Genomic DNA, 14,526 nt, shown 5'->3' on the forward strand with positions numbered 1-14,526 from the left:
TATATATATTGTGAATAAAATGGTTTCAGTTATAAATATTTTCTTTCTAAATCAAAAGGAGATAAAGGCTTATCAAAATAAAAACCTTGGATTTTACCTATACCCAGTTTCACACATAAATTTAAGTCACTTTCTGTTTCAACGCCTTCAGCAACAATCTGTAAATCTAGCGACTTGATCATAAGAACTAAACCGCTTAATAGCTGCTTAACTTTTTCTGACGAAGAAGCATTCGGCATCAATGTTCTATCTATTTTAACAATATTAATTGGAAAGCTATGTAAGTGTGATAAAGATGAAAAGCCAGTGCCAAAGTCGTCAAGTGAGACTTTACAGCCTAAGTCACTTATTCCTTGAATAATTTTAACTGTCTTTTCTGGCTCAATAATTAAAGCTGTTTCAGTCAATTCCACTTCAATTAAATGAGCAGCAACATTATGCTGACTTAAACAGTCGCGAATAAAATCAAATAAATATTCATCCGCTAGCTGCACTGAAGAAAAATTAATTGCCATGGTTAGTGGCGAGCTTCGATTTTTGTTCCAAAGGCTAAGCTGTTTTATTGCTTGTTGTATTACCCATTTACCAATATCAATAATGAGTCGAGACTTTTCAGCAATCGGGATGAACTTGTCTGGGCTGATCATATCACCGTCGATATTCCATCGAATTAGTGCCTCCACCCCTGTTATTGTTTTACTTTTAGCATCTATGACTGGTTGATAGTGTAAATAAAAGTCGTCATTCATTATTGCTGATCTTAGTTGAGTTTCAATCTTAAATTGCTCTAGAAACTCATTTTGCATTTCTTCTTCAAAGAATGAAAATTGATTGCGGCCTTTATTCTTAGCTCGATACATTGCAATATCAGCGAATTTAAACAATTCCTTAGTATTTGAACTGTCCCACGGACATGTGGAAATGCCGATACTGGCACCCGATTGAATCCAATGATTATCGATTTGAAAAGGTTCACGTAACGCATTGATAATGCGCTGAGAAACAATACTAGCTCCATTAATGGATGGTAGACGCGTTAATGTAATGGCGAATTCATCTCCACCTAAACGCGCAAATAATTCATTACCACGTAAACAGTTACTTATGCGTTTAACCACCTCAATTAACAATTTATCACCAATATCATGACCAAAGTTATCATTTACATATTTAAAATTATCCAAGTCTATTAATAACAATGCGAGGATTTTCTTTTCTCTTTGGTTACTCTTAATATCTTTTACTAAGGATTCATCAAAATAATAACGGTTGGCTAGACCGGTTAAGCTATCATGCTCTGCAAGTTCTTTAGTACGCTGGTAACTTTGATATAGTCTTTTTTCCAAGTCTGAGCGTGCTTGTGCATTGACTATCGCCCTTTGTAATCGAAAGACGTTTATCTCAGTTTTAACCAGAAAATCTTGGGCTCCTGCATTAATACAATTAAGTGCTAACTCATCTTCTTTTGATGTGCTCATCATTATTACAGCAGTATCATGCCTATTTGGATCGCCTTTTATTTCTAAAAGTAACTCAATCCCGTTTCGTTGCGGTAAGTTATAATCGAGCAATATCGCATCGAAAGAAGAGTCTTGTAGATTCTTCAGAGCATCATCCACGGATTCAACTTCAGTAATATTACAACTAATATCACTTCGTTTTAACGTTCTTTTTATGAGCTCTCTGTCAACGATATCATCATCAACAATTAATACTTTCATGTGTTGCAATGGCATTCCAAATAATAGTGATTAGGATTCAATATAGCTAATAAATATAGCTAAAGTACGCTACATTTTTATGCTTTTATTTTGGGAGTTGCACTACTTTCCAGTAGCTGTCTAACACGTTTACAATATCTAAAAATTTAGCTCCTGACTTCCCTTTTACAAAGTAACCTGCGATATGCTGGCGGTAGCTAGATAACATGTCTTCTTCAGATTTAGAGGTAGTGAGGACAAAAACGACTAACTCTGACAAGTTTTCGTCAGCACGTAACTCTTTTAAAAACTCGATGCCTCCCATACGTGGCATTTGCAAATCAAGCAAAATGATTAATGGACGAGAAACTTTATTACTTCGTAATAACTCTAACGCTTCAATACCATCATAAGCCCGAACGATGGGGTTCGCGATTCGTTGTTTTAGAAAACTTCTTTCAATTGTCATCGCATCAACGTCATCATCTTCTACTAATAATAACGTTACGTCGCTTGGATTTTCAACCATAATTCTCTCTCTTTATTTTTATGAATTACTGCTAATTAGGTCTTTATGATTTCGGCCAATGAATAATTACTTTTGTTCCACGTTGTCCATCAGAAACAATTGAAATGCTCCCCTGATAATGTTCAGTAACTCGTTTTATCATTGCCAATCCCATACCACTACCTTCGACTTTATCTCTAGATTTTAGTGTTTGAAACATCTCCATCGCTTTATCATGAAATTTTTCAGGAATGCCAGGACCATCATCCTCTACCGTTATTACGTGATAATCAGAACTGCTTTTGCATGAAATACGCACATAGCCACTTTTTTCATCGTGATGCTTTATTGAATTTGAAATTAAGTTTCTAAGGACTATCTCAAACGGAGCTCTGGGGATCATTATTTCAATATCTGGTGCGGAGATATTGAATCCAGGGGGCTTGTCTATCAAATGGAGAATATCGATGCTCATTTCATTTAAATTGACAAGTTCACTTTTAAATTCACTTCGATTAATACGTGAATAATCTAGCAAATCATTAAGTAGCTTCATCATTCGATCGCTTCGTTGAGCTAACAAGGCTAAATGCTTTTTTGATTCATCTGGAATAATGTCTTGGCAATCTTCGGCTATCCAACCAACCAATTGTTTAATCGCATTAAGAGGCGATTTAAGATCATGAGAAGCAACATAAGAGAATTGTTCTAAATCACTATTTGATTTTTCTAAATGAATTGTTTTTTCTTCCAGCGCATGGGTCATGTGATCAGCATAAGCTAAGGCCTGCCGATTAGCTCGCGATAAAAAGAGAAAAAGGCCAAGTAATAAGGCATCTATCACTAAACCTCCCATTAAAATAAATGACGATTGATTAGCTGCTGACTCATCTCTAAAATCTAGATTAGATTGAATAGTGAATGACCATGTACGACCATATAATGAAATGTCCTGTTCTTTGGTAAATAAAGGATTAGCGTCCGCGTCAAGTACACTTTCGTCGTCATGATCATCAAAGAGCAAATCGCCAGCATCACGTATTTGAATACTTACATGCCTATTTTTTTCAGCTAAAGTTCCCTGCATTAAATTTTTCATTATAAAAGGCGCGTAAGTTACACCGTCAATAGCGTCTCTTCTCGCCTCAGTACTTTCAGGCTTAGTACCATTTTTATAAAAAGGGGTATAAAACAGAAAACCAGGCGTTTTTTTAGCATCTTGTACTAAGGTAATTGGTCCTGTTAATTGAGCGACTCCTGTATCTCGCGCTTTTTTAATTGATGAATATCTGTTGGTTTCAAAGGCCATATCAAGCCCTATAGCTTTCTTATTAGGGGCTGCTGGTTCAACATAAGTAATGGGCCAATACTCGGATTCATTATGGCTGGGGTGTATTGCATAGTTTGGCCTAAGCACCCGTTGTTTTTCTATATAATCATCAAGTTGATCCGCCTGAATATTATATATAATACCTATACCATTAATACCAGGGTACGTTAAATCTATTTTTAGACTCTTTGAATAAGCTAACCATTTGGTATGAGTGATATCAGTCTCATCAGCATCAATATATGCTACCGAACTCCACAGTGCATTTTCATAGAGTTGCATTCTCTCTTTTACTAAACTAACGACTTGTTCAGCATTACGTTGAAATTTATCTTCTAGTTTTTGATTAAATTGAGATTTTGAATAATACCAAGCACCAAACGTTAACACTACTGATAGCAACACAATTAGCCAATGAACAAGGTGCATTTGCCCAGCATAAATCAGTTTTTTTCTTTCTTCGCCATTATTTTTTGTATCAACCATTTTGTTCTCTGCAAAGAAATTATTGAGTTTCACTATAACTGATTTCTTAGATTAATCAGATATTTATTCTTATTGCTAGTTAAAAGTGATTTATTCTTCATTCAGAAGTTACGTGGGGGGAGTACGACTAACATTTACATTTTTTATCAACAGTAATTTGGCCGTAACTTACTAAGAACAAGCAGCTGAAAATAAGTTAATTTCGATCATTATGCGTAGTTACACCAAAGTAAGTAAATTTGTTGTTATGAATTATTGGAATAAAGAAGGATAAATCACGCTAGTGAAAGCACTAGCGCGATAGGTTTGAAACACTAAAGATAAATTAATGTTTTTTCAGCTCATTAGCTTTTAATAACATCGATTTACTTTCTTCGAGAAAATCTCCGGCATAATCACCAAACCAACCCGAAACATTATTAAACATATCAACAAAGGCATCTTTATCATCAAGGCTGACATCTTCAAGTAGTTCTAAAAATCGGTAAGCAAAGCGTTTCATCATGCTGACATTATCTTTGTTAGCAAAAATAATATCCGCATAAAGGGTAGGATCTTGAGCAAATAATCGCCCTACCATAATCAACTCTAATCGATAGATAGGTGAACTCATCGCTACTAGGTTCTCAATATCAGCCCCTTCACTCATCAAGTGATAGCCGTAAGCGATAGTAGAGAAATGTCGCATAACTTGTACCATTGACATCGCTTGGTCATGTTCATGCGCTTGCACCGGATAAATTTTAGCGCCCCACACTTCAAACTGCTCAATGAGCCATTGATATTGTTCAGGGTTACGCCCTTCACAACTAATAATGGTTTGTTTAATTAAGCCTGTGACATCTGGACCAAACATAGGGTGTAAGCCAACAACAGGACCAGCATGTACCTTTTTCATTTCAAACAAAGGCGACTCTTTAATACTGGTTAAATCGGCAAGAATACACTCTTTTGGTAAGTTATTAAGATGATTAATAACCATAGTCGTCAGGCGAATAGGCACAGCAACAATGACTAAGCTCGCATCAGCTAAAATAGCTTCACTGTTGGGCCAATCATTTTGCTCAATAATAGCAACTTGGTAATCAGAACGTTGAAAAAGGTCGACAAAAACAGAGCCTAATTGCCCTTTACCGCCCACTACCACAACCTTTTTACATTCTGGGTTAACGCAGCGATAACCACTAGCATCTTGACTGACATAAGAGTCACGCATTAAACGGCGTAAAACATCTTCAATTAAGTCAGGTGATAGACCAGCCTCACTTGCCTGCTGGCGACGTTTAGCAAATAAACTCGCCTCGCGTTTAGCATCATAAATGGGTCTGCCAACACCACTTTTTAGTTGACCAACTTTACTGGTAACAGCAAGGCGTCTTTGCAATAATTTGACTAAATCACTATCAATTTCATCAATTTCGTCACGTAAACTTGTTAACTTTTTATCAAAATCGGGATCTGAATTTTTCATTAATGTCTCTTATCTAAAACAGAGTATTTGAAGCATATTACACAATACCTTTAAAATAGAAAACGCGACATATACCCGCTCACTTTGATTGGTAGTGGGTATAAGTCACGTCTAATTAAAATATATTATGCCAATCGGACTAATTAATCCGTTTGGTATTACCTAACAATGTTAGGCAAATAACCTTTAGGCGGTACGTGCAGTTAAACAACCCGATAGGCGTGCATTAGCATCATCTAATAGTTGTTCGGTTTCAGCAAAATCAATACAAGCATCGGTAACAGATACACCGTAAGCTAAGTCTTCTTTTGCTAAATCACTGCTTTGGTTACCCGCGTTAATATTACTCTCTAACATTATACCAATAATTGATTTATTACCCGCACAAATTTGTTCGACAACATCTTGTGTTACCAGTGGTTGTCGAGTGTAATCTTTACTTGAGTTACCGTGACTACAGTCAACAATAATACCTGGGGCAATACCTTGTTTAGCTAAGGCTTGCTCACACTCTGCAATACTTTTTGCATCGTAATTAGGCGTTGCACCACCTCGTAAAATAACATGGCCGTCAGGGTTACCGCTAGTTTGGATTAAAGCAACCTGCCCTTGACGGTTTATACCCATAAAGTGATGTGGCGAAGCTGCTGATTGTAATGCGTTTACTGCAACACTTAGGCTACCGTTAGTACCATTTTTAAAACCTATTGGCATGGATAAACCACTTGCCATTTCTCTGTGAGTTTGTGATTCAGTGGTACGTGCGCCAATAGCTGACCAGCTAAATGCTTCTGCAAGGTATTGCGGGCTAATCGGATCAAGCGCTTCCGTTGCCAAAGGCAAACCAAGTTCTGTTAAGTAAAGAATCAATTCACGTGCTTTTCGAAGGCCCGTTTCAACATCAAACGTACCATCCATATGAGGGTCGTTGATCAAACCTTTCCAACCCACTGTTGTTCTTGGCTTTTCAAAATAAACACGCATAACAATGAATAGTGAGCCTTGGTATTTATTGTGTAGCACCTTTAACTGACGAGCATAATCTTTAGCTGCTTCAACATCATGTACAGAGCACGGACCTGAAATAACGAGCAAACGAGGATCTCGCTTGTGGATGATGTCACTAATCGTTTTACGCGACTGCTGTACAAACTCACGACCTTCTTCTGAAAGTGGTAATTCAGCACGTAACGCTTCTGGGGTAATTAATACATGCTCAGCATTCACATGAATGTTATTTGAGCTGGTCGGCACGGCAGATAATTCGTTGGCTGTTGTCATGATTTTTCCTCAATGTAGTTCTTTTTCCACCAAGTGGATCTTTAAAGTGTGTTTACGCTAGCTAAATAAACAGATTAAACATGTGAAATTCAAGGTAGGAAAAAAGCGACTAAATAAGGGCTACAGCTCAACCAAAAACAAAAACAAGAAATCGTAAAGATTTAATTACGCGATTTGTATTGTTATTTTTACACTCTTTTTTACGTATGTATAGTGTTAATTCGAAATATTCAGAGAAAATGAAGTAAAAACTTTATCGATAAAGGAAAATAGTAGATAGCGATGGTTTTTTGGGCTCATTATGATGACTGTTATCTTCCCTTTAATGTAAGCGAAGGAAGTCAATGCTACTTTATATTGCTTTATTAAGACCTGTTACGCTGTTTCTATCGTGGCTCAGGCTATCGTGACTCAGACCAGAGTCGATGATTCACTAGGTTATGCCAATTAACTAAACAATCACTAAACAATCACTAAACAATTACTAAAAAAGAACTAAGTAATAATAAAGCCATAAAAAAAGCGCCTTTCGGCGCTTTTAATTAGTTTACGAGTGATAAGCCATTAAGGTTTATGCACCGTGAATGATACGTTTATCAATCAGGTTTTCAACAACACTTGGATCTGCCAATGTTGAAGTATCTCCTAAACTATCTACATCATTCTCAGCAATCTTACGTAAAATACGACGCATGATTTTACCTGAACGTGTTTTCGGTAAGCCCGGTGACCATTGAATGTAATCAGGTTTTGCAAAGCGACCTAACTCTTTCGCCACAAATTCACGTAGCTCTACATTTAACTCGTCTGATTCAGTCGCGTTGCCCATTAAGGTCACGTAACAATAAACGCCTTGGCCTTTAATTTCATGTGGGTAACCAACAACAGCCGCTTCAGCAACAGCTGGATGAAGTACTAATGCACTTTCAATTTCAGCAGTACCTAATCTGTGTCCTGAGACGTTAAGCACATCATCAACACGACCTGTTATCCAGTAATAACCATCTTCATCACGTTTAGCGCCGTCACCAGTAAAGTAATTACCAGGGTATTGACCTAAATAAGTTTGATAGAAACGATTATGATCACCATAAACGGTACGTAATTGTCCTGGCCAACTTGCCGTCATTACTAACAGACCTGCATTTTCACCTTCTAAGGTATTGCCGTCTTTATCAAATAGTGCCGGTTGTACACCAAAGAATGGCTTACCCGCACAACCTGGTTTCATATCGACTGCACCAGGTAGTGAAGTAATTAAAATACCACCTGTTTCTGTCTGCCACCACGTATCAACAATTGGGCAATTACTCTTGCCAACAACTTCATAATACCAATGCCATGCTTCAGGGTTAATTGGCTCACCTACCGTACCTAACAAGCGTAAAGAGGATAAATCAGCTTGATTAACTAAATCATCACCAATACTCATTAATGCACGAATGGCAGTAGGTGCTGTGTAGAATACGTTAACTTTATGTTTTTCACAGACTTGCCAAAAACGACCAGCATCTGGGTAAGTTGGTACACCCTCAAATACTAGAGTAGTTGCACCGTTTGCTAACGGGCCGTAGAAGATATAAGAGTGACCAGTAATCCAACCAGCATCGGCTGTACACCAGTAAACTTCGCCTTCTTTATAATCAAACACATACTTGTGTGTCATCGCAGCATAAAGAATGTAACCACCACAAGTGTGTACTACACCTTTGGGTGTGCCCGTTGAACCTGAAGTATAAAGAACAAATAAAGGATCTTCAGCATCCATTACTTCTGGTTCACAGATTGCTGATTGTTTCGCAACGGCTTCTTCGTAGTTGATATCTACTTTATCATTCCAAGCAACATCACCACCGGTACGAGCAACAACAATTACTGAGTGAACGTTAGGACAATCAATAACCGCAGCATCAACATTTGATTTAAGTGGAATACGTTTACCACCACGTAATGATTGATCCGCAGTGATTACCACTTTACAGTCTGCATCAAGTACGCGCGCTTTAATTGATTCAGTAGAGAAACCACCAAATACAACAGAGTGAATGGCACCGATACGTGCACACGCTAACATCGCGTAACCTACTTCAGGGATCATTGGCATGTAGATACATACTCGGTCGCCCTTTTTAACGCCGCGTTCTTTTAATAAATTAGCAAAACGACAAACATGGTCGTGTAATTCTTGATACGTTACTTTTGAGTCATCATTTGGATCATCACCTTCAAAAATAATAGCTGTATCATTTGCTTTAGTCGCTAAGTGGCGATCAATACAGTTATAACTTACGTTAAGTTTACCGCCAGAGAACCAGTTAATTTCAGAGTTTTTAAGATCAACTTTACTTACGCTGTCCCAAGGTTTGTACCAGTCAATAAACTCTTTCGCTTGCTCGCCCCAAAATTCATCAGGTTGCTCAATTGATTTTTTGTACATAGCATCGTATGTAGCCGCATCAATGTGGGTATGCGCTTTAGCTTTCTCTGAAACTGGATAACAAGATTTTAATTCTTTCATTTTCTCTTCCTTCGGACTTAACTTGAGGTTATTAATACCATTGGGATTAATTAATTAACTTTACGTTGACCCATTAATTAACCCATTGGTATAACATGAAATATTTTTTATTTATATTGTTCATTCATCAACGTTAAATATCTTTTAATAATTTTTACATATTATTTGAACATAGTTTTAACGTATTGTTTTCTTTATTTCCAGCAATAAAACTACATAAGTTCTGCAGCTAACGACAATTGGATAACTAACATGCTAAAATTTTTAATCCGACTTTAATATACAACTTTAGTATTAATTTAAGTTTTTACTCTAAAAAATTGTAAGCAAAAATGGCTGGACAGTACCATACCATTGAAAATAAAACATGACAACGCTGTCATTTCTTACCTGAATGTTTACCATAAAAAAGCACCTGGCATGAGTTATTGGCTTTATGCTTATTTATTAATAGATAGCGCTACTTTGCCAAATTTAGTTACCTGTTAGATATTTCAGGTTTAAAACGTTACTTCCACACTGGCTATTACCGAACGGCCAAAGATAGCTCTCGCGTAAAAATTAGTACTATTACGGTGCGCTAATGCATTTCGAGGGTTACCTTCAGTTAATCCAACACTGTTGGTTATATTTTTACCGTGTAGCGCAAAGCTAAACTGCTTGGTAAGTTGGTAAGTAAAACCTAAATCGATAACAGAGTAAGCCGCTAACGAAAAATTATTAGCAATATCTGAATAGCGTTTCCCTATATAAGCGTAGGTTAAAAAAAACCTCGCCTTATCTATAGTGTAACTCGGACTAATACGTAATTGGAATTCAGGCGTTCGAGTAATTTGATTACCATTATATGCACTTTCAATCGCATCACTGGGAATGCCACTAAGTACAGCTTTTTGCCAAACGCCTAGGCCTGCAACGGTTAGCTGCTTGGTTAAATTAACAGTAAAGTCAAATTCAATACCTCTAGTTTTAGTATCAATAAAAATACTTTGTTGGCGATCATAAATGCCACGAAATACGGTAAAGGGTAATGGATTAAAGCGAGTTTCAAATAATGCAGCCGTTATACGCCAATTATTGTCAGCTAAACGTACGCCACCTTCAGCAAAGGTTAATTCAACGGGGTCACCAAAACCAGCTTCTTCTGGGATAGTGTCTTGATAATCCCCCCAACCTATCTCATTGCCAAAATTAATTAGCTTCGGCATTTCAAAGCCACTCGATAAATGAAAAAATATTGCAGATAATGGTGATAACTGATAATTACCACCTAAATTCCATGCAAGCTTGTTAAAGTCATCATTTTTAGTAAAAGTGTAACCGCTCTTGTATACCGCATCAAAATTACTATCCGCTAATGCATAAACACTATCAGTACCCGCGGTTGATGTTAATGATAAGTGCTCCCAACGTAACCCAAAGTCTAAAAGTAATGGCGTTATAGGCTGCCATTCAAGGTAACCATAAATAGAATTAGATATAGCTTCCCCTTCTCCATCTAAATAACCCGGCCCCGCATACGAGGTGAAACCTTGTTCACTGAAACTAGCAACAACATTATCGCGATCATCAAGTGCGACAATATCTAAACGACGTGGCTGGTCTTTTACTTCGGTTAGGATTTCCCCTTGCCATTTATCGAGAGGTAAACTGCCAAAATCATTGTAGGCGAACATATGTCCTAAGCTGACTTGCACTTCATCTAAATCTACATTGACACTAAAATGATTTAGCCATTGTTTTTGCTGATAATGTGAATATAGAGGGTACGCGGTAGTGATTAATCCATTAGAGTTTAAGTCAGCAGGATTTGAAATTATTTGTTGACTGTGACTATAAACATAAGCAGGTTGGGTTGCCCCTTGTGATTGTTGTTGATTAATAAAATCAGTTATATCCTTTTGTTTAAGTCGCTCAGCTGCATCAAGTAAGGTGTCATTACCCAAATTAATTAAGGCATACATGGTGTTTTCCATATCAGCAACACTGAACTTATTTTTAAGTAAGATCTTTTCTGCTACATCCCAATCAATACTGGCATTAAAGCGGTGTAATTTACTTTGTTGACCATCTTCAATGTCACGTTGAAAAGAACCTTCGGGGCTTTTAAAGGTAAGGTTATTAAAGTCGGCACTGAGTAAAGTGCCATAGCTAGCATCTATGCCTGTAACACCTTGTGGGGAATTAGCATTGGTCATAGGTGTGGGTGAGAAAAAACTGGTTTTGTCATCCAAAAATCGATAGGAAAAATTCATTTCAGCAGCTTTAGTCTTTCGCGTAAGGTTAACCTTAAATTGACCGCCCTGATCTGCCGTATAACCGGGTTCACGTACACCGTCACTTTGCCGATAAAAGCCACCAAACGCATAAAACCATTGCTCATTAATGGCGCCACTTGTTAAGCCATCAAGCCGAGTAAAGTGATGATCAAGCCCCTGACTAAGCTTAAGTCGATTAACTTGTTTTTCAGTCCCTTTAGCCGTAATAAAATTTACAATCGCAGCAGGTCCATTAAATGTAAAAATACCGCTACTTCCGCCACGTATTGTTTCTATTCCCTGAGTCATTAAATCTTGTCGCAGAAAAAAATCTGGCCAAACACCATCATAAACAATAGGGATGCCATCTTCCATCAGGCTGATAAATCGAAAGCCCTCACCTCCCCTTAACCCACGAGGTGCAACATTATTATTTGTTTCGCCGCCAGATCCTTCTACCCAAAATCCAGGTACATTTTGTAATAACTCTGCAGTATTTTCATTAGATAACTGCTGTAAGGTACCGCTACTTATATAGCTTACCGAAGTAGAAGAAGATAATAGGTTTCTATTTTCACTTCCATGCCCCGTCACCAAAATATGCTCCCATACACGATTAACCTCTAAAGCATCGCTATTTTCAGGGGCAACAACTGTCTTAGGAAGAATAAGGATGACGTGTGTATCCACTAAAATCTGATAATTAAATGGGCTATCTCTTAATACCTGAGAGAGTAAATCGTCCAAACTCGATTGCTGCTTTAGCGCTTTATAGCGTTTATTATCTTCTCCATACTCAACATTAGCGCGCATAACCAATTGCATATTGGCTTGCTTAGCAATACTCAGTAGCATGTTATTTAATGTGCCCGCAGTAAGTTCAAAGTCAAACTCTTGAGCAAAGGAAGTAGAGGATAAAAAGAAAGAAACGACTAAAACACTATTAAAAATAACGCTTTTAATAGTGTTTAAACCAATAAAAAAATTTGAGGTCGGTGTATAAATCATCCCGACTTATATAAGGGCGTTGTCATATATGCTCTCATTATTGCTATTATAATTTTAAAGCTATTCCTTACGTTTTACGATAACGACACTATTACCGTGACGTTGTACCTCAACAGGAAAAATATAAGGTAGGGCAATTAACCAGTCATCCACTTTATCGTATATCACGCTACCGGTATAGCCCATGTTAGCCACCTGTTTATTGGGTATATGAATAGATAAAGTAGAGTAGCGTTTCAAATCAAAAATCACGTTAGCTAAATCAGTATTAACATAATTTAATCGGCCATCTTGCCATGCCATACGCTCATTAACCTCAATCGCATAGGTTGTTGAAAATTGACCTAAGCTATCAAGTTCAAGTGCTTGCCCTGCCACAAGGGTAGCGACTTGATTTTTGTCACTACTGTTAGTTACTTTAGACTTAACCTCTGGCTCAACGTTCACCTCAACAATACCCTCTAATACTGAAACTTGCATCGCGCTTTTAGACTCTCTGACATTAAAAATAGTACCCAACGCTTGTACGCTACGGCCATGATTATGCACAATAAAAGGTCTTTCTTTATCTTTTTCAACAGTAAAAAGCGCCTCTCCATACAATAAATGAATATCTCGACGGTTAGCTGAGTAATCAATAAACACCTGTGACTTAGCCGCTAAAACAATAATAGATCCGTCTTGTGCGGTAATAGTTTTATGCTCGCCTAACTTTGTTTGATATTCGTTGGTACGCAAGGTACTTGAACTTGCTACTTGTAATGGTTTATCGGTCGTAACCATCTCGCGGTTATATTGTGTAAATGTAATAAAAGTCGCAAAAATGACACTGGCGAAACTGGCCGTATACATAGTTTTTCTCAAGGTGAAGAAGGAAATAAATTTCGCCAAAATACTTTCTTTTTTTAAAGCATATGGATTAACTCTGGAGGAAGTATTTACTGCAGAGCTCGGTGTCATTGATAACCCAAGTAAGTCTTCACTAAATAAATCGACGGGAAGCTCATCAGCTACTTCCCAAAGGGTTTGTAGTTGCTGATACACTTTTTTATGCTGGGCACTCAAAGATAACCAAGCGTTTAATGCCTGTTGATTGTTCTCAGAGTCATCTTCTTCAATAGTGAGCAACCATTGAGTTGCTTCATCACTTATTTGAACATGTGTTTTATCGCTTAATGGCTCATCTTGAGTTTTGCCAAACTGGGCGCTTTCAACCGGGTTCTTATTTTCTTTAATATCAATTGGTTTCATAGTTTGCTCTAGTCAAAGTGACTATCTATTTAATGCATTAAGTTACAAATCTGACTTGAGTTCATCAAAGCAGTGTCTGACTGCTCTTAGGACATATTTTCGTACCATACTCTCTGATACTTCCAAGGTGCTAGCAATATCCGCATAAGACATGCCTTTTATTTTATATAAAATAAAAGCTTGTCGACACTTAAGAGGTAGCGTTTTGATTGACTCTGACATTTTACGCAAAAGCTGTTGAGATTCATTCTTCCGCTCGGGCGAGGTACTTTCGTCACTATAATCTTCTTGTTCATGCATTGACTCCAACGGACTTCTTGCGTTAGACCTGAGCTTATCAATAGCCAGATTTAAGGCAATACGATAAAGGTAAGCTTGGATATAACTGCTTATTTCTTGGTTATCGAGTCCAAGTAATTTAACAAAAGCTTCTTGAACTACATCTTCGGCCTCACGTTTAGCTAAACCTTTTGCCATAACACGGTGAATCAAGCGTAGATGATGATCTTGATACAGCAATTTGACTTGGGCCACTCTCTTTTCATCAGAAGAAGCCTGTTCAATATTTTTTAAAAAATCAGTCATAACTAACCACAACATATCGAATTTCTACTAAATAAGAGGCCATTGCAACACGGTAAGATAACAGGATTAAATCCTTGTAGTGCCATGGGAGTGCCATCGTATTCCTTTAATAAAGATTGCTGGATACTTA

9 protein-coding genes are annotated in these 14,526 nt (G+C 37.4%); all 9 read right to left on the bottom strand.

Features of this window, described 5'->3' with window-relative positions; translation table 11 throughout:
- Positions 1–29 precede the first annotated feature (29 nt).
- Positions 30–1,721 carry a two-component system response regulator gene (locus tag CPS_RS17665; protein WP_041737120.1) on the bottom strand — a complete coding sequence of 564 codons (1,692 nt, stop codon included), beginning with the start codon at positions 1,719–1,721 and terminating at the stop codon, positions 30–32.
- 85 nt (positions 1,722–1,806) lie between these two features.
- Positions 1,807–2,229, bottom strand: a complete 423-nt coding sequence (locus CPS_RS17670; RefSeq protein ID WP_011044695.1) for a response regulator — start codon at positions 2,227–2,229, stop codon at positions 1,807–1,809.
- A 43-nt stretch (positions 2,230–2,272) separates the two neighbouring features.
- Complete coding sequence (locus tag CPS_RS17675; RefSeq protein ID WP_011044696.1) at positions 2,273–4,057, bottom strand: CHASE domain-containing protein; 1,785 nt, start codon at positions 4,055–4,057, stop codon at positions 2,273–2,275.
- A gap of 292 nt (positions 4,058–4,349) precedes the next feature.
- The gene (gene tyrA / locus CPS_RS17680) at positions 4,350–5,495 is read right to left on the bottom strand and encodes a bifunctional chorismate mutase/prephenate dehydrogenase (protein ID WP_011044697.1); all 1,146 of its coding nucleotides are present in this window, start codon (positions 5,493–5,495) and stop codon (positions 4,350–4,352) included.
- Positions 5,496–5,681: 186 nt separating this feature from the next.
- Positions 5,682–6,776, bottom strand: a complete 1,095-nt coding sequence (locus CPS_RS17685; RefSeq protein WP_049757921.1) for a 3-deoxy-7-phosphoheptulonate synthase — start codon at positions 6,774–6,776, stop codon at positions 5,682–5,684.
- Between the two features lie 571 nt (positions 6,777–7,347).
- The gene (gene acs / locus CPS_RS17690) at positions 7,348–9,294 is read right to left on the bottom strand and encodes an acetate--CoA ligase (RefSeq protein ID WP_011044699.1); all 1,947 of its coding nucleotides are present in this window, start codon (positions 9,292–9,294) and stop codon (positions 7,348–7,350) included.
- 500 nt (positions 9,295–9,794) lie between these two features.
- Positions 9,795–12,560, bottom strand: a complete 2,766-nt coding sequence (locus CPS_RS17695; RefSeq protein WP_049757922.1) for a TonB-dependent receptor domain-containing protein — start codon at positions 12,558–12,560, stop codon at positions 9,795–9,797.
- A 60-nt stretch (positions 12,561–12,620) separates the two neighbouring features.
- Positions 12,621–13,811 carry a FecR family protein gene (locus tag CPS_RS17700; protein WP_011044702.1) on the bottom strand — a complete coding sequence of 397 codons (1,191 nt, stop codon included), beginning with the start codon at positions 13,809–13,811 and terminating at the stop codon, positions 12,621–12,623.
- 42 nt (positions 13,812–13,853) lie between these two features.
- Positions 13,854–14,411, bottom strand: a complete 558-nt coding sequence (locus CPS_RS17705) for an RNA polymerase sigma factor (RefSeq protein WP_011044703.1) — start codon at positions 14,409–14,411, stop codon at positions 13,854–13,856.
- Positions 14,412–14,526: the final 115 nt, after the last annotated feature.

The organism is Colwellia psychrerythraea 34H (assembly GCF_000012325.1).
Lineage (GTDB): Bacteria > Pseudomonadota > Gammaproteobacteria > Enterobacterales > Alteromonadaceae > Colwellia > Colwellia psychrerythraea_A.